The sequence below is a fragment of the Clostridium sp. OM05-5BH genome (assembly GCF_003481505.1).
Lineage (GTDB): Bacteria > Bacillota > Clostridia > Lachnospirales > Lachnospiraceae > Otoolea > Otoolea fessa.
This window is the reverse complement of record NZ_QULJ01000014.1, coordinates 1-22151: the sequence shown is the minus strand read 5'-3', so window position 1 is coordinate 22151 and position 22151 is coordinate 1. Positions and strand designations below refer to the sequence as shown.

Below are 22151 nucleotides of genomic sequence, written 5' to 3'. Positions count from 1 at the left end.
TTTATCCCCTGTATCCCAAATGATAAGAAATTTCCACACCATTTATCATAAACAACTCTCTCTTCTTTGGCAAAGGCTTCATTTTTCAAATCATGCATTTCCGTTCCAGATGTCCGTAAAATCCGTGCATTCAAATTTTCAATTTCTTCCGGCGTCATTTTTACTGATTCTGACACATTTTCTATATCGATCCAATGCTCTGCCTGGCATTGTTCCTTCGAAACATCTGGTGCGAATGATAAAAAAGACGATCTCATACGAATCGATCCAAAACAGCCTGCTTATTTTTCGTATCTTTTATATGATGCATCTTCCTTTTTTATACACAATAAGGAATCGGCAGCACCCTCAGCTGGCGTCTCGTCGTTTTCGAAAGTGCCCCAGCTGACTGACCAGCAAATCCATCAGATCCTCGCCGTCCATGGCATATCCACTCTAACTCACATTACTTATACTCAATCACATACCAAATCCAGAACTACCTCTTGCGTCTCACATTCCCACAAAAGGCATCTGCTTCCACGATTGAGTCCCCAGATTTAGTAATTCTTTGCATGAACCTCGAAATAAGCCTGCGGATGCGCGCATACCGGACAAACTTCCGGTGCTTTCTCGCCTACTACGATATGACCGCAGTTGCGGCATTCCCATACCTTCACTTCGCTCTTCTTAAATACTTCCTGCGCTTCCACATTGTGAAGCAGGGCACGGTAGCGCTCTTCATGATGTTTTTCGATCTCCGCTACCATACGGAATTTCGCTGCCAGCTCCGGAAAGCCCTCTTCCTCAGCCGTCTTGGCAAATCCATCATACATATCTGTCCACTCATAATTCTCGCCGTCTGCAGCAGATGCCAGATTCTCTGCGGTATTTCCCAGGCCGTCTAATTCCTTAAACCACATCTTTGCGTGTTCTTTCTCATTGTCTGCGGTCTTTAAAAAAAGGGCGGAAATCTGCTCAAATCCCTCTTTTTTTGCCTTGGATGCAAAATAGGTATATTTATTTCTCGCCTGTGATTCGCCGGAAAAAGCCTCCCTCAGGTTCTTTTCCGTCTGGGTTCCTGCATATTTATTAGCCATTGCGTTGTCCTCCTTTTAATTGCATGAAAACAGATCATCTTTTCTTTCTATTATATCACGATTGAATGTTTTTAATATGTTTTTCAAAAGCATTTTTTTCCAACATCCAGACAAAAACAGGGATATCAGACGTTCAAATCTGATATCCCCGTTTCTTTTCTAAATAGGAATCTACTACCTTCCGCTTCCCTTACGCCTCATCAATCGCATGCCCGATATCATGGCGCATATATTTGTTAGCAAAATTGATCCACTCGGTCGCCTTGTATGCGTTGGCGCGCGCCTCTTTCAGGTCTTTGCCCTTTGCAGTAACGCCCAGCACTCGACCGCCATTTGTCACGATATCGCCATCTGCATCGAACTTCGTGCCCGCGTGGAATACATAGTAACCGTCCGTGTCTTTGAATTTCTCCAGACCGTGAATCTTGAAACCTTTTTCATATTTCACCGGATAACCATCCGACGCCAGAACAACACAGACTGCCGCATTGTCCTCAAATTCCAGCTGGATCTGATCCAGGGTTCCGTCGATACATGCCTCAAAGACTTCCACGATATCGTTCTTCATGCGCGGCAGGACAACCTGTGTCTCCGGATCGCCGAAACGCGCATTGTATTCCAGCACCTTCGGACCATCTTCGGTCAGCATCAGACCGAAGAAAATGATGCCCTTAAAGGTACGTCCTTCCTTCTTCATCGCGTCAACCGACGGCTGATAGATGTACTTTTTGCAGAATTCGTCTACTTCTTTTGTGTAGAACGGGCTTGGCGAGAAGGTTCCCATACCGCCTGTATTTAAGCCCTGATCGCCGTCCAGCGCCCGCTTGTGGTCCTGAGAGGAGGTCATAATGCGGATCGTATCGCCATCGACGAAGGAAAGGACAGAAACCTCGCGTCCTGTCATGAACTCCTCGATGACCATCTGATTGCCGGCAGAACCAAACTTCTTGTCCTCCATGATCTCCTTGACGCCTGCCTCTGCTTCCTCTAAAGTATTGCAGATCAGAACACCTTTTCCAAGTGCCAGACCATCTGCTTTCAAAACGATCGGCATCTTAGCGGTCTGTAAGTATTCCAGCGCCTTATGCGGATCGGTAAAAGTCTCATAGGCTGCGGTCGGAATGTTGTATTTCTTCATCAGATCCTTGGAAAATGCCTTCGATCCTTCCAGAATCGCCGCATTTTTTCTCGGTCCAAATACACGCAGCCCCTGTGCCTCGAACACATCCACGATACCGCCAACCAGCGGATCGTCCATGCCAATCACGGTCAGATCAACCTCATGCTCTTTCGCAAATGCCGCCAGCTTATCAAATTCCATCGCACTGATCGGCACACACTCTGCATACTCTGCGATTCCCGCATTGCCCGGTGCACAATAAATTTTATCTACCTTCGGACTCTGAGCCACTTTCCATGCGATCGCATGCTCACGTCCGCCGCTGCCAACGATTAAAACTTTCATATTCTTCTCCTTATATTCTTCCGTTTGCAATCGCATCGATCGCCTGCGGAAGCAGTACCCACTCTGCCTGTTCCATCACGCGCTGCTGCAGCGTCTTCGGCGTATCATCCGGCTGCACCTCTACGGCTTTCTGGAAGAGGATCGGACCAGTATCGGTTCCCTCATCCACATAGTGAACCGTCGCGCCCGTCACCTTGACGCCGCGCGCCAGTGCCGCCTCATGCACCTTCAGTCCATAATAGCCGACGCCACAGAAGGACGGAATCAGGGACGGGTGGATATTGATAATTTTATTTCTGTATGCCTCGATCATCGCCGCCGGAATCTTCACAAGAAATCCAGCCAGAACGATGAGATCCGGCTTACACGCCTTGACGGTCTCTAAAAGCGCCTCATCGAATGCATCTCGCGTCTCATACGCCTTCGGAGTCACAACAAATGCCGGGACACCGTGTTTTTTCGCACGCTCAATCGCATAAACGCCCTCATTGTTGCTGATAACCGCTGCAACCTCTGCGTTCGTGATCTTGCCGTTATCAACCGCATCCAGGATTGCCTGCAGATTTGTACCGCCGCCAGACACCATTACAACGACTCTTAGCATAATGTTACTCCCTTTTCTCCTGCCTCAATAGAACCGATGATGTACGGTGTATCGCCAGCGGACTTCATCGCCTCCATCGCACGCTCTGCATCAGCCGCATCGACTGCTACAACCATGCCGATACCCATGTTGTAGGTATTGTACATCATGTGTTCCTCGATATCGCCTTTCTTCGCCAGCATACCAAAGATCGGCGGAATCTGATAGCTGTCTTTCTTGATGACTGCGCGGACACCGTCTTTCAGCATACGCGGAACATTCTCATAGAAGCCGCCGCCTGTGATATGGCTGCACGCTTTCACAGTCACGCCTGCATTCTTCACTGCTTTCAGCGCCTTTACATAGATACGGGTCGGTGCCAGAAGTGCCTCGCCAAGCGTGGTTCCCAACTCCTCATAGTAGGTCTCCAGTCCCTCTTTGTTAAGTTCCTTCTCAAATACCTTGCGGACCAGGGAGAAACCATTGCTGTGAACGCCGGTGGATGCCATACCGATCAGTACATCACCCGATTTCAGGTTTTCGCCGGTAATCATGTCTTTTTTATCAACCACACCGACAGCAAAACCAGCCAGATCATAATCTTCCTCCGGCATCAGTCCCGGATGCTCGGCTGTCTCGCCGCCGATCAGAGCTGCCTCCGACTGTAAGCAGCCTTCTGCAACGCCTTTTACGATATCCGCGATCTTTTCCGGATAGTTCTTGCCGCAGGCAATATAGTCCAGGAAAAACAGCGGCTCGCCACCTGCACATGCAATGTCGTTGACACACATCGCAACTGCATCGATACCGATCGTGTCATGCTTGTCCATGATGATCGCCAGCTTTACCTTTGTGCCGCAGCCGTCCGTACCAGATAAGAGAACCGGCTCTTCCATCTCTTTAATCTTTGCCAGGGAGAATGCACCGGCAAAGCCGCCCAGACCTCCCAGCACCTCCTCGCGCATCGTTTTCTTTACATGCTCTTTCATCAGTTCTACTGACTTATAACCAGCCTCAATATCTACTCCGGAATTCTTGTAATCCATGGTTTTCCTCCGTATGTCCTTGTTTATATTTTTTGTTTTTATTTCTGTGCCAGATACTCTTTATGTCCCAGCTTCTGTAATTTCTCATCCTTACCGGCTACTTCATTCTTCATCTCCTCGGAGTATGCCTTTAATTTCGCTAACAGCTCCGGATCGGAAGTTGCCAGAATCTTGGCTGCCAGAATACCCGCGTTCTTACCGCCGTTGATCGCTACCGTTGCAACCGGAATACCGGATGGCATCTGTACGATCGAATACAGAGAATCAACTCCGCCTAAATCCGAGGTTTTCATCGGAATACCGATCACCGGCATCGGGAACAGTGCCGCGCACATACCCGGCAGATGTGCTGCCTTGCCAGCACCTGCAATGATAACCTTAAAGCCTTTCTCCTCAGCGGATTTTGCATAGTTAAAAAAGATGTCTGGCTCACGGTGTGCAGAAATGATTGTCATTTCATAATCAATCCCCATCTTGTCCAGAAAATCTGCTGCCTGTGCCATGATCGGCATGTCCGAATCGCTTCCCATTACAATTCCTACTTTTGCCATCGTTCATTCTCCTTTTCTCTGCATTGTATTTATTAGTTCTACTTATAAGTAATTTGAATAAAAACAGCTTTACTTATTAGTAATGATACTAGGTTTTTCATGGCAAGTCAATAGGGTTTCGAGAATCCTTCAAAATTTCGTCATACCTTCTCATGGGGCGCTTCCTGTTCCAAAATAGCGTAGCCGTAATCAGGAACAAATTTCACTCTGACATTGCAGCCCATCCTGCTTTTATGTTATCCTTATTGGAATGACAACAAATAACCCATTTTCACCCCAAAGAGGTTCCCTAAATGAAACGGACATTATCATACACCATTACAAATAAAAACAAGGCCGACACCATCGGCGCCTTCCTGCGCGATGCCGGATATTCCCGCCGCATCCTCATCGAGCTCAAACAGAACCCTGAGCAGATCTGCCTGAATGGGACTCCATCCTGGCTGAACACACCGCTTCAGATCGGAGACACCCTGACGCTCTTTCTCCCGGACGAACCCGTTTCTTCAGATATTCTTCCGGTCAATCTTCCGATCGATATAGTATATGAAGACGAAGATCTCATAATACTCAACAAAGCCACCGGAATGCCTGTCCACCCGTCCCAGGGACACCATGAAAATACGCTGGCAAACGCCCTCGCGTACCGGTTTGCCTCGCGGGGCGAACATTTCGTGTTCCGTGCCGTGAACCGCTTAGACCGCGACACCACCGGTCTTCTGCTGATCGCCAAACATAAAATAAGCGGCGCATTTCTCTCCGCCATGACTGCAAAAAAAGAGATACGCCGCGAATATCTCGCGATTGTTGCCGGTAAACCAGAAGAATCCGGCACCATCGATCTGCCGATCGCCCGAAAAGATGGTTCCACCATCGAACGCTGCATCGATATGGATCATGGGGAACACGCCGTCACCCATTACCGGTGTCTCGATTACCGGGACGATCTCGGCTGCTCCCTCGTCCGGCTTCGCCTGGAAACGGGACGCACCCACCAGATCCGGGTCCACATGAAAGCCATCGGGCACCCGCTTTTAGGGGATTTTCTATACAACCCGGATTACCGCTTCATCGGACGGCAGGCGCTTCACTCCTATACGGTGGCATTCCGGCATCCGATCACTGGGGAAGCAATGGAGTTTACGGCTCCGATGCCGGAGGATTTTTCCTTCTTCTATTAATACTGCTTCCGCAGTCCCTTCGGATAATGGTTTTTCAGCGTCCCGCCGCTCTTCTTGCCCCATCCGAGCGAATACCCGTCCACACTCACAAGGCACCAGCCTTTTCCGGCATCTTCCGCAGAAAGCTGGATCGTCTCGCCGCGCAGATATGCCGCCGTCTCCGGCGCGTCTGCAGACAGGTTCACATTCTGTTTTACCTCCGACGGATGCAGGGCAAGTGCCAGCGCGTGGGACGGCTCAAAACGGTTTTTCTTAAATTCTCCCATCTGAAGCCCCGGGCGAAGCACCCGCAGCCCCTTAAAATCGACCATTTCCTCCGGCGTCCGGTAAAGCTGGTCGCCAAACATCGTCATCGTACTGTCCGCCGTCCATTTCTTCGGCTCTATAAATATCTCCTTGCAAAAATCCTCATAGACTGCCAGAAGCTTCTTGTCTTTCACCGAAGCCGGATATTTACGCTTCACGCTCTCCGGCTCGCCCGTTTTTCGAAGAAGTGCCGCATAATGGCCTTCTCCCTCGGTCCGGTGCGGCCAGATACGGACCGTTTTCTCGATTCCATCCGTCACACCCGCCCCCCAGGCTGGAACGCCGTGCGAAAGTCCCGGATAGTCCGGCGTTTCCTCTAGCGCAAACTCTGGATGTGCCTCTAAGAAACGTCCGATCGCCTGCTCGTCCTCCTCCGGCGCAAAAGTACAGGTGGAGTACACCAGCCGTCCGCCCGGTTTCAGCATCATCGCCGCATTTTCAAGAATCTCCTGCTGCCGCCCAGCACAGCGACGCACATTCTCCGGGCTCCATTCCGTGACCGCCGTCTCATCCTTGCGGAACATTCCCTCGCCGGAACACGGTGCATCCACGATGATCCCATCAAAAAATGCCGGAAAATACTTCGTCAGCCGCCCGGAATCTTCATTTGTCACAACCGCATTCCGGATTCCCATGCGCTCGATATTCTGCGAGAGAATCTTTGCACGCGCCGGATGGATCTCATTGCTCACCAGAAGTCCTTCTCCGCTCAGTCTCGCCGCCGCCTGCGTCGATTTTCCGCCCGGTGCCGCACAGAGATCCAGAATCATTTCCCCCGGCTGCGGGTTTAAAAGCGAAGCCGCAATCATCGCGCTCGGCTCCTGAATATAGTAAACGCCCGCATCGTGGTACGGATGACGCCCCGGACGATCTTCCGCCCCATAAGCGAATCCCTCCGCCGCCCACGCAACCGGATTCAGAGAAAATGGAGCCGTCTTAGCAAATTCCGCCGGATCCGTTTTCAGTCCGTTCACGCGCAGTCCCTGTGAGCGCTCCTTGTCGTAACTGGCGATAAACGCATCGTACTCCCTGCCAAGCATCTGTTTCATTCGTTCAGTAAATGCTGCTGGTAAATTTATCATAGTTTTGTATTATCCTTCTTAATCAAACATATTATTCATCTTTCCTAAATAATAATACTATTACATAAACAGCAATTCCGTCAACTATTTCTGTCTCTTCTTTCCAGTATCTTTTCCGCCCCATTTTCCCACACTATCCTCATGATTAGATGGATATTTACGTTCGTTCTCCTCCCATTTTTTAGTTTCTCACTCACACGCGGAAGCAATCCGTTTTCCTCCAATTTTTCCAGCATCAGCATTGCACTGCACCGGCGCGGGGAATTTTTTCTCTGGTGCCTGCTCTGCGGCGGCTTTCTCTACTCCCAACTCTCCCTGTACCGCCCCCGCCAGGCAAAATGCTGCCTGCTTCTCCTCACTGCCGCTGCCCTGCTGCCCTATGCCCCGGAGCACCTCCCAGTCTGTGCTATCCTTCACACGCTTCTGGCGCTGGCGGCTGCGCTGTTATTTCTTTATAATCTGTTTTATTTAAGCTTGCAGATCTATTTTTCGTCCCCAGCTCCTGTCCATTATTCCCAAAGAACCTCTAATACTGCCTTTTTCAGCAAATTGACTCACTCTCTGGATTCTCCTGCTACCCGTGGGCGTCTCTGCCTTCTGCTCCTCTGGATTTCATCCGTTTTCTGTCTGGACAGCTGGATTTTATCAGGAATCATCAACAGTGCCATGGAGATTTGCCTGACCTTAACCGCTGGAGTACTGTTCTGGCTGTTTTTTCCTTCATTCCGCCCTGGACCGAATCATCCGCATTCCCTTTTATGATTTTAAAACATCCCCATATCAGTAAACCGTCCGTGAGACCTGGCGCGTGATTCTGGTCAGCGAAGCTGACATATTCCATACAGAATCACTGTGCATCCTCGCGGAGCGTATTTTGTTTCATAGGACGTAACTGTTCAGTACCTTCACAGTCACGCGCAAAAATCCATCAAAAATTGCCTACGGCAATGGGATTTTTGCCTGCTGGCCCATGTTTTCGTACGGTCAGCGCCGTAAATGCGCAGACCTACTGAACAGTTACCATAGGACACATTTTTCTATGAAATAAAAAGCCAGTTCTATATCTCTCTTAATACACCAAAGATATAAAAACTGGCTTTTTACCATTCTTAGATTTTTATACCTGCTCCCTCATTTTAAGCAGATATGGTATGTAAACTTCCCGTCATACAGAGCCGGAAACTTCACCGAACGCCCACCTTAGTACACAATCTTGTACTCACTGGAACCTTCTCCGTTTACCACATAGTAAACGGCACGCTCTTCCGGTTTAACATACAGGGTCAGAGTCTCAATCTCGTCCTCTTTATGTCCCAGAGCTGCATATGCTTTCTTTGCTTCTGCCTCCAGCTTCTCGATAGAAATCTCCGCACCTGCGTACTGTACGTATGCAACTGTCTTTACTTCCTTTTTCTCAGCTGTCTTCTTTGCTGCAGTGGTTGTCTTTGTGGTTGTCTTTGTGGTTCTCTTTGCAGTTGTTTTCTTTACGGTCACGTCTGTCTCCTTTTTCTCTGCGGCTGCTGCCATCTCTTTCTTCTCTGCGAGGGCGGTCTCCTTCTTCTGTACCGGCGCTACGGCTGTTTCTTTCTTCTCTACATGTGCCAGTGCAGTTTCCTTTTTCGGAACGGATGCTACTGCCGTCTCTTTTTTCTCCACCGCTGCAACAGCTGTTTCCTTCTTTGCCACTTCCGCTACCGCTGTCTCTTTCTTTGCGACTGCTGCCACTGCCGTTTCTTTCTTCGCCACTTCAGCTACGGCTGTCTCTTTTTTCTCCACAACAGACGGAACCTTTTTCTCTTCCGTTGAAACAGATTTCTTTGCCGCTGTCTTGGCTAATGTTTTCTTTCTCGGAACCATATATCTCATCCTCCTTCTCTGCTTTCTCCACAACGTCTTCCGGCTTGTGATTCTGTGCACACTCACACGGCGCAGTTTTTCCGCCTGCGGCAATGCCTCATATCCGATTCATTCCCGACAGTCGAAGTAGGGACACCGCCTAATCACATCCTTGTCATTCTGCGGTATCCCCATAATTTAATTGTCTTATATTCAAGTTTCCCCAAGTTGTCTGTCCATTCAGATTATCACACAAATGGTCTTTTTCCGCCCTTGATCCACCGTCAAGCACATCCTGTCCCTGTTTCCATGACCTTGTCTGAACTTTAACAAATTATACGGCAATTTCCTGTTTTTGTCAACAAAACCGCTCTTCCTACCGAATCGCCAAGTACAAATTATAAAATCCAGTTACACTGACGATTCCCACCATAATCGGCGTCAGGAATCGGATGCAGAACACCCAAAGTTTTCCCAGACGGAATTTCGTACCGTCCGCCTCGATCTCCGCAAGCAGATACTCCGGTTTCCATTTCCAGCCTACATAGTAGCACATCGTGAGTCCACCGAGCGGCATCAGAATATTATCCGTTACCAGTCCGGCGAAATCAAAGACCGACTGATTCAGGATTGTGACATCACTCAGGACGCCGAAGGACAGCGCACTCGGAATGCCAAGCAGCGTGATCGCCGTACCAATCACAAGCGCCGCATGCTTGCGTTCCCAGCCCAGCGAATCAATCGCAAAAGAGGCACAGACTTCCAGAAGTGCGATCGCACTCGTAACGGCTGCGAAAAAAACCAGCGCAAAAAACAGGATTGCAAAGAAAGTTCCTCCCGCAATATTCGCAAATACCATCGGCAGTGTGCCGAAAATCAGTCCCGGTCCCTGTCCCGGCTCCAGACCGAAGGCAAATACTGCCGGAAAGATCGCGATACCCGCGAGAACCGCAATCACGGTGTCCAGACCACCGACGATCATACAGCTTTTTGGAATATTTTCCTTTCCACTCAGATAGCTTCCGTAGGTGATCGTGATACCCATACAGAGACTCAGGGAATAAAACACCTGTCCCAGTGCCGCGCTGACGGAGGAAAGCGTGAACGCCGAAAAATCCGGCTGGAAGATAAATAACAGTCCTTTCGAAGCTCCCGGAAGCGTCACGCTTCTGAAAATGATGACAAATAACAGAACCAGAAGCATCGGCATCATCAATTTGCTCGCTTTCTCAATGCCATTGATGCCAAAATAGCAGACAGCTATAGTCGCTGCCATAAATACAATATGCCAGATCACCGGCTCGCTACTGCCGATAAAGGCGTTAAAATCCGGCGCTGCCGCCGTCGTCACATAGCTGGCAATATACTTTAAAATCCAGCCGCCAATGACGCTGTAATAACTCAAAATAATAAACGCCGCCAGTACGCCGAATATACCGACAATCCGTGCGTGCGGATGAATGTCCGCATACGCCTGCACCGGATCATGGCGTGTCTTCCGTCCCAAGGACATTTCCGTGATCATAACCGGCAGTCCGAGAACGACGATAAAAAACAGATACGCAACCAGAAATGGAAATCCACCGTTCTTTCCCATCAGATATGGAAATTTCCACAGATTTCCCAATCCAATCGCCGCCCCAGCCGTCGCCATAATAAAGCCCAGCTTACTCGCCCATTGTTTGTTTTTACTCATGTGTAGCCCTCTTAGTATTCTTTCATTTCATATTTGATATAGCCTTGCGTTATAACGCAATACAGACTATTATATCGAATTTTAGGGACTATGTAAACCGTTTTTAAGTGGGAATCACGCAAAAAAGCCTGTCCCCCGACACCTTTCCCATGCCAAAAGACAGACTTTTCTCTATTTCTTAATTCAATTCATTTCCGGCAGCACACTCCCGGCATTCCAGAAAGCCACGCCGAATTTCCACTTTTTATCTTAGTCCTCGATCGTATCAATCAGGCTGTCATCATCAAAGTAATTGATCCGCATCGAAGCCTTCACATCGCGAAGTGTCTCAGCAGCCTTCGCCTCTGCTGCCTTGCTTCCCTCTTTCAAGATGTCAAATACATCCGGGATTCTCTTCTCCCATTCCTGGCGTCTCGCGCGAATCGGAGCCAGTTCAGCCTGCATGACGTTGTTTAAGAATTTCTTCACCTTCACATCGCCCAGACCACCTCTCTGGTAATGCGCTTTCAGCTCGTCCAGGTTCTGGTAATCCGGCAGGAACTCTGCAAAATACTCCGGACGGCAGAATGCATCCAGATAGATGAAGACCGGATTGCCCTCGACTTTACCCGGATCCTCGACACGCAGGTGATTTGGATCTGTAAACATGGACATGATCTTCTTCTTCACATCTGCTTCCGAATCAGAGAGGTAGATGCAGTTTCCAAGCGATTTGCTCATCTTTGCCTTTCCATCGATACCCGGCAGACGCAGACACGCCTTGTTGGACGGAAGCAGAATCTCCGGTTCCGTCAGAGTCTCGCCGTACACGCTGTTGAATTTATGGACGATCTCCTTGCACTGCTCTAACATCGGCATCTGATCCTCTCCAACCGGAACGGTCGTCGCGCGGAATGCAGTGATATCCGCCGCCTGGCTAATCGGATAAGTAAAGAATCCAACCGGAATGCTTGCCTCAAAATTACGCATCTGAATCTCTGCTTTTACGGTAGGATTTCGCTGTACACGGGATACCGTAACCAGGTTCATATAGTAGAAAGTAAGCTCTGTCAGCTCCGGCACCATCGACTGGATAAAGATGGTGGATTTCTCCGGGTCAATTCCACAAGCCAGATAGTCCAGGGCAACCTGCAGAATATTTTTACGCACCTTTTCCGGGTGATCGGCATTGTCCGTCAGTGCCTGCGCATCGGCAATCATAATATAAATCTCATCGAACTTGCCGGAATTCTGAAGTCTCACTCTCTCGCTCAGAGAGCCAACATAATGTCCGACATGTAAGCGTCCTGTAGGACGATCGCCGGTTAAAATAATTTTCTTCATCTATTTGTTTCCCCTTCCATTCTGGTGTTTTTTCTTTAATGGATTTTTGCGCGTGACTGTTAAGGTACTGAACAGTTACGAAAATATTATATATCCTGGCTGGCAGACTGTCAACATTCTGAGACTCCATCTTCCCCAGTAACGCCCTGTTGTTTACTGTACACGCATACGTGCCCAGTAACGGAATTTGCCGTGGCTTCGCATTTAAATACGGCAAATTCCTGCTGCCACCACGTTTTCTCACGGCACTTTCGGTTCCAAAAGTGCCTACCCGTGAACAATAACTCTGTTACCATTCTTGTCTTGCATATATATGTTAAACACCAGAATTTCCAGTTCCGGAAATTTACTTGCTCTGCACAAACAGGCAGTCTCTGACTACTTCTGGCTCTTACTCCTGCAGGTTTACCATCACATCCGAAACATCCACTTTCTTATCGATCAGCCCGCTCTCGCTCATCCAGTCGATGTTTTCCTGCCAGCACTCTTCGGTCTGGGTCAAAAACGGAACCTCATCGCTCTCCATGAGCGGCAGAAGTGTCTCACAGGACTTCTCCTCCACGCTCTGGGTCAGAGGGAAGTTTTCCTCATTCTGATTATTCATCAGGATTGCCAGGCAGCCATTCGGATCGTTCTTAAAGTCTTCAAAGCCCTTCTTCGATGCGCGTAAGAATCCTTCCAGAACTTCCGGCTCCTGCTGGATCATTTCGTTGTTGGCAAGGAATACTTCCTCATAATAATTCGGGATTCCATATCCAGCTGCCATGAAGTAGTTGACATCAAAGCCCTCTTCCTCCATCTGCGGAACCTCATGGTTAACAAGGCATCCGATCGTCGCATCCACATTGCCGGTCGTCATAGAACTCATCAGTTCAAATCCGACATCGATCAGGTTTACATCCGATGCATCCGCTCCCACATATTCCATCATGCTCTTGACAACCGCCTCGCTGAGTGCTGTTCCGCCGTAACCAACGGTTTTTCCAACCAGATTTTCCGGTCCTGTGATATTCTTATCCTTTAAAGAAAGAACGACACTTAACGGGGACTGCACGATCGCACCGATGGATTTGATCTTCGTTCCCTGATTGGCAACCGCCTGGATCACATCCTGCTGATAGTACATGCCGATCTCCGCCTTTCCAGCCGCTACCAGTGATAACGCATCGTTCGCATTGGCCGGAAAACGCACTTTCACATCCAGTCCTTCTTCCGCATAATAACCGCGCTCGATCGCCGTATAAATAAAGGTATGGATCGCATTCGGATACCAGTCAAGAACCACATTGATCTCCTTAAGATCCTGACTTTTTCCATCTTCCGAGGTCTGTTTCGCATCCGTGCCCTCTGCCTGAGCAGCTGTCTCACTCTTTTCGCTGGCCGTTCCACATCCGCCAAGTGTCATCATTCCCATCACTGCTGCCATCACTGCGGCAGCCATTTTCATTCGTTTTTTCATCTCATATCCTTTCATTTTTACAAATTTCCGTTTATATTTCCCTATCACTTATCTGTTTTCCAGTTTTTTTGCATATGACTTGCTGGATTCACATACCAATCTCAAAGATCTGCACTTCTTCACGAGTAGCTTTTTTGTGAATACACTTTTTTCGGTCTGCAGCACACATTTCAAAAATACAGACTTTTCAATATCCGCACACATACTTCAAAATTTCATCCTATACCACAATTCCCTACTCATTCCTCCAGAAAATCATCCGCTTTTCAAGCAGCGAGACAACCCACGTTGCCGCCATCGCCACTACCGATAGAAGCAGAATCGGTGCAAATACACCGGCTCCATCTAACTGGGTCATCATTCTCCGGCTGAAATATCCGAGTCCGCTCTGGGCGCCCAGCCATTCTCCAATCGCCGCTCCGATGATCGACAGCGGTACCGCCATCTTGATCGCTGAAAAAAAGTACGGAAGCGTCGCCGGAATCTTTAATTTCAAAAAAATCTGACGCTTATCCGCGCCAAATGTAAACAAAAGTTCTTCCATTTCCGTCTTCACCGACCGGAACCCGTCAAATACCGTGATCGTGATCGGGAAAAACGTAATCAGCACCGTTACCAGCACCTTGCTCCAGATCGTGTAGCCAAACCAGAGGACAAACAGCGGTGCCAGCGCCGTCGTCGGAATCGTCTGCGAGGCGATGATCAGCGGATACAGCGCCTTTCTTGCCGTCTCACTGGCATCCATCAGCACAGCCAGTCCCACGCCCAGCACGATCGAGATCAAAAGTCCAATCACGACTACCGACATCGTCGCCGGCAGATGTGCCGTAAATAATGGACCCCGAAGTTCCCACAGCCGTACAACCACCTGAACCGGAGACGGGAGAATATAGGCCGCATCAATCCCCATAGCCGCCGCCTGCCATGCAAACAGAAGCACCGCCACCAGAATCAGAGCTGGAAGATTCGCATTCATCCGGCTTTCCATTTTATTTGTTTCTTTCTGTTCCATCACACCTTCTCCTTCTTAAGCATTCCGATGAGTTCTTCCTTTAAGGACAGAATTTCCGGTCTGCGAAGCTCTTCCCGGGATCGCGGATATCCCGCCGGAACCTCGATGGAGCGCAGATGTGTGATCGGTGACTGTTCCACCACGAGAATCCGGCTGGACAGAAACACCGCTTCTTCCACATCATGCGTGATGAAAAGAACCGTCTTTTTCTCCTTCTCCCACTGTTCCAGAAGCCACTCCCGCATAGACAGTCTTGTCAGATAATCCAGGGCAGAAAACGGCTCATCCAAAAGCAGAAGGTCTGAACCCGTCAGAACCGTTCTCGCAAAGGCGGCTCTCTGGCGCATACCGCCGGAAAGCTCTTTCGGCGTCTTATCTCCCCAGTCTGCAAGTCCAACCGATTGAAGCGCATCATCCGCTTTTTTCTGCATCTGTTCCTTCGAATATCCGCCCTGAATCTCCATCGGAAGCATCAGATTCTCCCGCACGGTACGCCATGGAAACAGCAGATCCTGCTGCGGCATATATCCACAGTAATTTTTCTTCGTTTCGATCGATTCCCCATCCACCCGGATCACACCGGAAGCCGGGGTAAGAAGTTTATTTACCAGCCGGAAGATCGTACTTTTTCCACAGCCGGAAGCGCCGATGATGGACACAAACTCCCCATCCTGGACTTCAAACGACAGATGGTCAATGATCGAAAAATCCTCTACCGCATATTGGAAACGCACGTTGTCAAATGTAAGCATATTTACCGCCTCATTTCCCACGCCATATCCCAGAATGCCGCTTCATAGCGGGAGCAGGCCACAAAAATATCCACCAGATGTTTCTTTTGTTTCTCAGACAGATCCTCTGCCAGACGGTTCATCCACTCTACAAGGACTTCATTTTCCTTGTGGTAAGACTCGGAAGCGTATCCCCGGATCCACTCCCCATAAAATGGATGTTTGTCGGCATCCGGTCTGTCTGCTGCGATTTTCTTCGCAATCCATTCATAGCTGAGGGCGCAGGACAATATCGCTGCTGCCGCCTCCGGCGCGCCCCCCTCATAAGCGATGCGAAGCATATAAGAAGTATAAGAAAGGTTATCCAGAGCGACCGGCGTCTGTTCCGCCTCTTCTCTGGTTATCCCCAAACGTTCCATGTAAGCACGGTGAATATCCATCTCCCCATCCAGAATCGAGTGGGTATATCCGGCAAACAGGCGCATAAATGCGAGATCCGTTGATTTTGCCGCCCCGATGGAAAACACCTTTGTGTAATCAATCAGATACAGATAATCCTGTATCATATAATATTTGAATTTATCATGATCCAGACTGCCGTCCGCAATGCCTTTTACGAACGGTTTTTCATTGTAACCAGCCCAGATCTCCTTTGTGGCTTCCAAAAGCCTCTCTGTCATTGTCATACGCGTTCCTCCGCAAATCCTTTTCCCCGGAAATCAAATCCATGATCCATCGGACCGGATCCTTTGCCGAGATCCAGCATTGCTCCCAGTGCGCCGGAAATATATGCCTTGGCACGTTCCACCGCGGTGTCGAGATCATAGCCCTTCGCCAGATTGGATGCAATCGCGCTGGACAGGGTACAGCCCGTCCCATGGGTGTTGGAATTGTGGATGCGTTTTCCGTTAAACCAACGGTATCCGCCGTCCCGGTATAAAAGATCGTTGGCATCATTTAACTGATGTCCGCCCTTGCAGAGAACCGCACAATGGTACGTTTCACTGATCCATTTTGCTGCCGTAATCATATCGTCGGCAGACTTAATTTCCATTCCTGATAAGACCTCCGCCTCCGGAATGTTCGGTGTCAGAACCGCCGCTAATGGAAAAAGCGATTCTTTCAAGGTGTCGATGGCATTGTCGCTGATTAACTTTGCTCCGCTCGTCGCCACCATAACCGGGTCCACAACAATGTTTTCTGCCTGGTACTCACAAAGCTTCTTCGCAATCGACTTGATCAGTCCGGTTGATGAAACCATGCCGATCTTTACCGCATCCGGACGAATATCCGTAAATACGCTGTCAATCTGCTGTTCCAGAAATTCCGGGGTTACCTCAAAAATCCCCTGGACGCCGGTTGTGTTCTGGGCCGTCAGCGCCGTGATCGCACTCATTCCATATACTCCATTGGCGAGCATCGTCTTTAAATCGGCCTGGATACCGGCGCCTCCGCTGCAATCACTTCCAGCGATTGTTAATGCTGTCTTCATAACTAACTCCTTTCAGGCATCAATAACTTTTATAAGGCGACACAAGGTGGTGCCCCCAATGTGCCGCCATAAAAAACTTTTTGCAAAGTTTCTTACCATTTTTTAATGAAGCTTTTTTCACAAGCTTTTTCTTATAAACTTTTTCATGCCATTTTTTTGACAAAATGACAGCGTTTTCATCTTTACAGAACCTTTTTTACAGCTTCCTTCAGTTCCTCTGCTGCCTTTTCAATATCATCGGCCGCAAACAGGGCGCTGACCACTGCAATGCCGTCCACACCTGTTCCTTTTAACAGTTCCAGATGTTCTTTATTCAGTCCGCCGATCGCAACAACCGGAATATCGACTGCCTGACAGATCTTGGCAAGCATCCCCGGCGTCACGGCATCGGCGTCCTTTTTGGTTCCCGTCGGATAGATGGCTCCGACTCCCAGATAATCCGCCCCATGCTTTTTCGCAAGAAGCGCCTGTTCTACATTTTTGCAGGAAACGCCGATGATCTTATCTGGTCCCAGCTTTTCCCGAACCTTTCCCGCTTCCATATCGCTCTGTCCCACATGGACGCCGTCCGCATCCACCGCCAGGGCAATCTCCACGTTGTCATTGATCACAAACGGAACCTGATACTTTCTGCAAAGCATTTTAAGCTTCTTTGCCTCCTCCAGAAACTCCGCCTCGTCAAGCTCCTTTTCTCTCAGCTGGACAAACGTCGCCCCGCCCTTCAAAGCTTTCTCAACCTGACTCTCCAGAGTTTCTCCCTTCAGCCATGCGCGGTCTGTCACCGCGTAAAGCAGCATATCTTCCGGTCTGCAGTTCATCTGCGTTTCCTCCTTCTCTCGGCTGTTCTTATAAAAACAGACACTAAAGTTCTATTATCTTACTTCAAATTTTGCTCCGGCCTCCAGCGCTTCTCCGTTCATGCGATAAATAGCATCAATGATATAATTCCGGTAGGTTGCATTGCCGTCCAGTTCACTTAAACGGGCGTATGCCGTCTCTCCGGCCAGTCCCATGGCGCAGACTGCCGCAGCAGCTGCCTCAAGCGGCTGTTCCTGGTTGGCTGTCACAAAGGACGCCGTCAAAGCCGAGAGCTGACAGCCGGTTCCCGTGATGGAAGACATCTCCGGACGACCGTTGTAAATGCAGTATGCCTTCTCCGCATCCGCCACAATGTCTATCGCACCGGTGATCGCAACGACCGCGTTCATCTTTCCGGCAAATGCCTTCGCAAAAGCTGCCGCCTCGTCCAGGTTTTCCTTCGTCACCCGGTCTGCCAGATCGGCATCCACGCCCTTCGTCGTTCCATTTCCAAGTGCCAGTGTCTTAATCTCCGAAATATTCCCGCGGATCACGGTAAACCTGACTTCCTTTAAAAGCTGATTGGCGGTCTCTGTTCTGAGTTTCGACGCACCGGCGCCTACCGGGTCTAAAACTACCGGATGACCCAGCTCATTTGCCCGATTTCCGGCAAGCAGCATGGATTCGATGGTCCGGCTGTTTAATGTGCCGATATTGATATTCAGTCCGCCGCAGATGGTCTGGATATCCGAAACTTCGTCCTTATCATCCGCCATGATCGGGGACGCGCCGCATGCGAGTACCACGTTGGCACAGTCATTGACAGTCACGTAGTTCGTGATGTTGTGGATTAACGGGCATTTTTCTCTTACATTATCAAATATTTCTTTAAACATGTGCTGGCTTCTCCTCTCTCAGTGCTTCCTGCATTCCTGCTAAAATATTGGCTTTCTTTAAACTTAAAATCAAAACTGCGCTTATGATCGCGCCTCCCGCGGTCGAGATCAAAAACGGAACCACATAGGCATAGACAGCCAGTCCCGCCGCGCTCTTTCCCATCAGGAAAACAGCCACCGGATATGCCGCAAATCCGCCCAGAATGGACGTTCCAAGCACCTCACCGATCAAAGTTGCGAACACACTCTGCGTTTTCTTGTAAACCAGTCCGCAGATCAGGGCGCCAAACATACTGCCCGGAAATGCCATCAGGCTTCCAAGTCCTAACAGATTTCGGATCAGCGCCGCCGCAAAGGCCGCTCCCAGCCCATAGCCCGGTCCCAGAAGAACGGCACACAGGATATTTACCATATGCTGTACCGGGGAACACTTGCTTCCGAACACCGGAACGGAAAATAAACTTCCTACGACGGCAACGGCACAGAATACAGCCGCAATCGCCAGTTTTTTCGTGTTTGTCTTATTCATTTTTCTTCTCCTTCTTTGAAAATTTGCAACTGTTCTGTTTCTTTGATATTCTTGAACAGTTACGAACAATTTACGTTTTCTGCATGAAATTCGGTCGATACTCTCTGGTATCCTCTCACGCCGGAACACGGCTTCCCATCGCTGCCTACAAAGCTCAGGGCGCTCCCCCTCAGCTCGCCGCACACATGCGGAATACGTTCCCCCTTTCAAAGAATTTAATTTTAAAAGAATGTGCCCTGGCACATTCCCGCGCCGAGCGCGGTCGCTTGCGACATGATTCCCTTCCGCCGCAGTGCGATCCCGCCCGGTAGGACTTTTTATATAACAGGAAATTTCAACGGATTTTCCTGTTATATGAAAAAACAGGAGATACCCCTGCGGATATCTCCTGTAAAAATTCATCTCATGACTTCCTACGACGGCATTATCCGCATCAGGTTAAAGGGTCGAAGTTCGATTACTTCCTCTCAGCCCGCTAACGAGCTCCCCTGTTTTTATCAAATTTGCAATGTTTCCCTGCTGAACCATCGCCAGACTTATTATAGCGCATCTGGCGAAATTTTCAAGTGCGACTTTCTGGTGCACTTTTATCCCCTATCCTTTCACGATCAAGGTCAGCATAAGCGCCCGCCAGATTCCGGTGAGTCCCATAATGCCACCCAAAAGAATCGCTAATGGGATCCTGAGACCGGTAAATGTAATGCTGAGCAGACTGCAAAGGTGCGTCTGCAATCAGCTGAGGCGTTCCATTCGTGTTATTACACAAATCCCCCAAAACCTCTACACAACTCACTACACACTTTTTTACACAATTCGCATAAGAAGATAGAATAAATTGCAACAAGTTATATAAAAAAGTATCAAAAAACAGTACACAAAAAAGTGCTGAAACCCTACATAAATACTGGGTTTCAGCACTTTCTAATAAGTTATATGAAGTTACAACAAGTAGTTCGCTTACTGTGCCATCTGCTTTGCAACTTCCTCTGCAAAGTTCTCTTCCTTCTTTTCGATACCTTCACCAGTCTCAAAACGAACGAACTTCTTAACAGTGATCTTCGCACCATTCTCTTTAGCAACCTGAGCTACATACTGAGCTACGCTCTGCTTGCCATCCTCAGCCTTAACATATACCTGATCCAGAAGGCAGATCTCTTTGAGCTCTTTCTTGATACGACCCATAACCATGCCGCTGATGATCTTGTCGTTTGCGTCCGGCTTCTCGTTCTTAGCTGCTACAGTCAGGATCTCTTTCTCTTTTGCGATGTAATCTGCATCTACTTCGCTGTCGTTGGTGTACAGCGGTTTCAGAGCTGCAGCCTGCATAGCTACGTTCTTAGCCATCTCTTTGATTGCATCGTTTACAACGTCAGTTTCAACGTCTACCAGAACGCCGATCTTGCCGCCTGCATGGATGTAGGAAGCAACGAAACCGTTCTCCTCAGCTAACTGAGCAAAACGACGGATCTTCATGTTCTCGCCGATGATGGAGATCTGGGAAGACAGAGCCTCTGCAACTGTCAGGGACGGATCCTTTGCCCATTTTTCAGCCAGAAATGCGTCAATATCTGCTGCGCTTGTGTTCAGCGCCTGCTCAGCAACATCAGATACATAGTTCTGGAACTTCTCGTTCTTAGCTACGAAGTCTGTCTCTGCGTTTACTTCTACTACAACTGCCTTCTTTTCATCAGCGGTAACCTTAGTCATAACGATACCCTCTGCTGCAATACGGCCAGCTTTCTTAGTAGCGCCTGCAAGTCCTTTTTCTCTCAGGAACTCAACAGCTTTGTCCATGTCGCCATCTGTAGCTGCAAGAGCTTTCTTACAGTCCATCATACCAGCGCCTGTCATTTCACGTAACTCTTTTACCATTGCGGCTGTAACTGCCATCTTAAATCCCTCCGTGTATATAAATTCAGGTACACGTTCGTATACCCGCGCGGAGCACGCTTTTATGCGGAAAACCGCGGCGTGCTCCTGGTCTTTTGGTTTCAGTTTTTAATTTTGGGGTTAATTAAGCCTCTGTAGCCTCTGCTTCGCCCTCTGCTGCAGCTGCCTCAGCCTCGCCCTGCTTAGCTTCGATAACAGCGTCTGCCATTCTGGAAACGATCAGTTTTACGGCACGGATAGCATCATCGTTACCCGGGATTACATAATCCAGCTCTTCCGGATCACAGTTGGTATCGATGATACCGATCAGCGGAATACCCAGAGTATGAGCCTCCTGTACGCAGATTCTTTCCTTCTTCGGATCTACTACGAAGATAGCATCCGGGATCTTCTTCATATCTTTGATACCGCCCAGGTTCTTCTCCAGCTTCTCCCACTCTTTTTTCAGCTCGATAACTTCTTTCTTCGGCAGAACGTCGAAAGTTCCGTCCTCAGACATAGCCTCGATCTGTTTTAATCTAGCGATACGGCTCTGGATGGTCTTGAAGTTTGTCAGCATACCGCCTAACCATCTCTCGTTTACATAGAACATACCACATCTCTCAGCCTCGGTCTTGATAGCGTCCTGAGCCTGCTTCTTTGTACCAACGAACAGGATTGTGCCGCCGTCTGCTGCGATATCGGATACTGCCTTGTAAGCCTCATCTACTTTACCTACAGATTTCTGAAGGTCGATGATGTGGATACCATTTCTCTCGGTGTAGATGTACGGAGCCATTTTCGGGTTCCATCTTCTGGTCTGGTGTCCAAAATGTACACCTGCTTCGAGTAACTGCTTCATTGAAATAACGCTCATGTTTCTTTCCTCCAATTTTGGTTTTTCTTCCGCCGTCTTCTCATGCTTTCCGCGGGGACTCATAATGAGCACCGTCCTGCGCAAATCCGACCGGCGTGAATTTTCAGCCTTTATACTATATCACAGGCAAGGTATACATGCAAGTGGAAATTAAAAAAATCACGCATTTTCCTTCATTTTTCTTCGTTTCTTGAATTTCTTCCAGCAAGCATATACGGAATGATAATACAAAACCTTCAGTAAAAACTTTTAGCAATTCTATGTAAATTAAAAGCGGGCTCCGAAAACCTCGGAACCCGCATAAATCCTAGAAATAAAAAGAGCGCGAGACGGGACTCGA

21 protein-coding genes and 1 riboswitch are annotated in these 22151 nt (G+C 48.9%); of the genes, 1 reads left to right on the top strand and 20 read right to left on the bottom strand.

Going from position 1 to position 22151, the window contains the following annotated elements:
• Window positions 1-539: 539 nt before the first annotated feature.
• The 5 genes from rbr to purE all read right to left on the bottom strand — a co-directional run bounded on the left by rbr (window position 540) and on the right by purE (window position 4724).
• Window positions 540-1079, bottom strand: a complete 540-nt coding sequence (gene rbr, locus DXB70_RS13050; protein ID WP_118673454.1) for a rubrerythrin — start codon at window positions 1077-1079, stop codon at window positions 540-542.
• 190 nt (window positions 1080-1269) lie between these two features.
• Window positions 1270-2544, bottom strand: coding sequence for a phosphoribosylamine--glycine ligase (gene purD / locus DXB70_RS13045; protein WP_118673453.1), 1275 nt, complete (start codon window positions 2542-2544; stop codon window positions 1270-1272).
• Between the two features lie 10 nt (window positions 2545-2554).
• Window positions 2555-3148: a phosphoribosylglycinamide formyltransferase gene (gene purN, locus DXB70_RS13040; protein WP_107000366.1), complete on the bottom strand. Its 594-nt coding sequence runs from the start codon at window positions 3146-3148 to the stop codon at window positions 2555-2557.
• Complete coding sequence (gene purM / locus DXB70_RS13035) at window positions 3142-4173, bottom strand: phosphoribosylformylglycinamidine cyclo-ligase (protein WP_118673452.1); 1032 nt, start codon at window positions 4171-4173, stop codon at window positions 3142-3144. The genes purN and purM overlap by 7 nt, the downstream gene beginning before the upstream one ends.
• Before the next feature lie 38 nt (window positions 4174-4211).
• Window positions 4212-4724, bottom strand: a complete 513-nt coding sequence (gene purE, locus DXB70_RS13030; protein ID WP_107000367.1) for a 5-(carboxyamino)imidazole ribonucleotide mutase — start codon at window positions 4722-4724, stop codon at window positions 4212-4214.
• 293 nt (window positions 4725-5017) lie between these two features.
• On the opposite strand from purE, the gene DXB70_RS13025 reads away from it, so the two are divergent.
• Window positions 5018-5905: an RluA family pseudouridine synthase gene (locus DXB70_RS13025; protein WP_118293609.1), complete on the top strand. Its 888-nt coding sequence runs from the start codon at window positions 5018-5020 to the stop codon at window positions 5903-5905.
• Here the strand turns inward: DXB70_RS13025 and DXB70_RS13020 are convergent.
• The 15 genes from DXB70_RS13020 to rpsB form a co-directional block, all read right to left on the bottom strand.
• Window positions 5902-7293 (bottom strand): RsmF rRNA methyltransferase first C-terminal domain-containing protein, encoded by a 1392-nt coding sequence (locus tag DXB70_RS13020; protein WP_182448454.1) that lies wholly within the window; start codon window positions 7291-7293, stop codon window positions 5902-5904. The genes DXB70_RS13025 and DXB70_RS13020 overlap by 4 nt on opposite strands.
• Window positions 7294-7482: 189 nt before the next feature.
• Window positions 7483-7710, bottom strand: a complete 228-nt coding sequence (locus tag DXB70_RS13015; protein WP_118673451.1) for a hypothetical protein — start codon at window positions 7708-7710, stop codon at window positions 7483-7485.
• 783 nt (window positions 7711-8493) lie between these two features.
• Window positions 8494-9150, bottom strand: a complete 657-nt coding sequence (locus DXB70_RS13005; RefSeq protein WP_118673449.1) for a DUF6465 family protein — start codon at window positions 9148-9150, stop codon at window positions 8494-8496.
• Between the two features lie 355 nt (window positions 9151-9505).
• The gene (locus DXB70_RS13000; RefSeq protein WP_117796330.1) at window positions 9506-10825 is read right to left on the bottom strand and encodes a sodium-dependent transporter; all 1320 of its coding nucleotides are present in this window, start codon (window positions 10823-10825) and stop codon (window positions 9506-9508) included.
• 249 nt (window positions 10826-11074) lie between these two features.
• Window positions 11075-12148 (bottom strand): tryptophan--tRNA ligase, encoded by a 1074-nt coding sequence (trpS, locus tag DXB70_RS12995; protein ID WP_117796329.1) that lies wholly within the window; start codon window positions 12146-12148, stop codon window positions 11075-11077.
• A gap of 391 nt (window positions 12149-12539) precedes the next feature.
• A complete protein-coding gene (locus DXB70_RS12990; protein ID WP_233430188.1) occupies window positions 12540-13607 on the bottom strand; it encodes an ABC transporter substrate-binding protein in 1068 nt (355 codons plus the stop codon).
• 235 nt (window positions 13608-13842) lie between these two features.
• The gene (locus tag DXB70_RS12985; protein WP_118637482.1) at window positions 13843-14583 is read right to left on the bottom strand and encodes an ABC transporter permease; all 741 of its coding nucleotides are present in this window, start codon (window positions 14581-14583) and stop codon (window positions 13843-13845) included.
• Between the two features lie 35 nt (window positions 14584-14618).
• Window positions 14619-15371: an ABC transporter ATP-binding protein gene (locus DXB70_RS12980; protein ID WP_118636923.1), complete on the bottom strand. Its 753-nt coding sequence runs from the start codon at window positions 15369-15371 to the stop codon at window positions 14619-14621.
• Between the two features lie 2 nt (window positions 15372-15373).
• The gene (gene tenA / locus DXB70_RS12975; RefSeq protein ID WP_107000374.1) at window positions 15374-16036 is read right to left on the bottom strand and encodes a thiaminase II; all 663 of its coding nucleotides are present in this window, start codon (window positions 16034-16036) and stop codon (window positions 15374-15376) included.
• Window positions 16033-16842: a bifunctional hydroxymethylpyrimidine kinase/phosphomethylpyrimidine kinase gene (gene thiD / locus DXB70_RS12970; protein ID WP_118673448.1), complete on the bottom strand. Its 810-nt coding sequence runs from the start codon at window positions 16840-16842 to the stop codon at window positions 16033-16035. Before thiD ends, tenA begins: the two co-directional genes overlap by 4 nt.
• A 182-nt stretch (window positions 16843-17024) precedes the next feature.
• Window positions 17025-17660, bottom strand: coding sequence for a thiamine phosphate synthase (gene thiE, locus DXB70_RS12965; RefSeq protein WP_118472127.1), 636 nt, complete (start codon window positions 17658-17660; stop codon window positions 17025-17027).
• A 54-nt stretch (window positions 17661-17714) separates the two neighbouring features.
• Window positions 17715-18536: a hydroxyethylthiazole kinase gene (thiM, locus tag DXB70_RS12960; protein ID WP_118673447.1), complete on the bottom strand. Its 822-nt coding sequence runs from the start codon at window positions 18534-18536 to the stop codon at window positions 17715-17717.
• Window positions 18529-19065: an energy coupling factor transporter S component ThiW gene (gene thiW, locus DXB70_RS12955; RefSeq protein WP_117796324.1), complete on the bottom strand. Its 537-nt coding sequence runs from the start codon at window positions 19063-19065 to the stop codon at window positions 18529-18531. Before thiW ends, thiM begins: the two co-directional genes overlap by 8 nt.
• Before the next feature lie 393 nt (window positions 19066-19458).
• A riboswitch (TPP riboswitch) is annotated at window positions 19459-19565 on the bottom strand.
• Window positions 19566-20022: 457 nt separating this feature from the next.
• Window positions 20023-20955 (bottom strand): translation elongation factor Ts, encoded by a 933-nt coding sequence (gene tsf / locus DXB70_RS12950; protein WP_117796323.1) that lies wholly within the window; start codon window positions 20953-20955, stop codon window positions 20023-20025.
• Between the two features lie 124 nt (window positions 20956-21079).
• On the bottom strand, window positions 21080-21811 hold the full coding sequence (gene rpsB / locus DXB70_RS12945; protein ID WP_022359217.1) for a 30S ribosomal protein S2: 732 nt from the start codon (window positions 21809-21811) through the stop codon (window positions 21080-21082).
• Window positions 21812-22151: the final 340 nt, after the last annotated feature.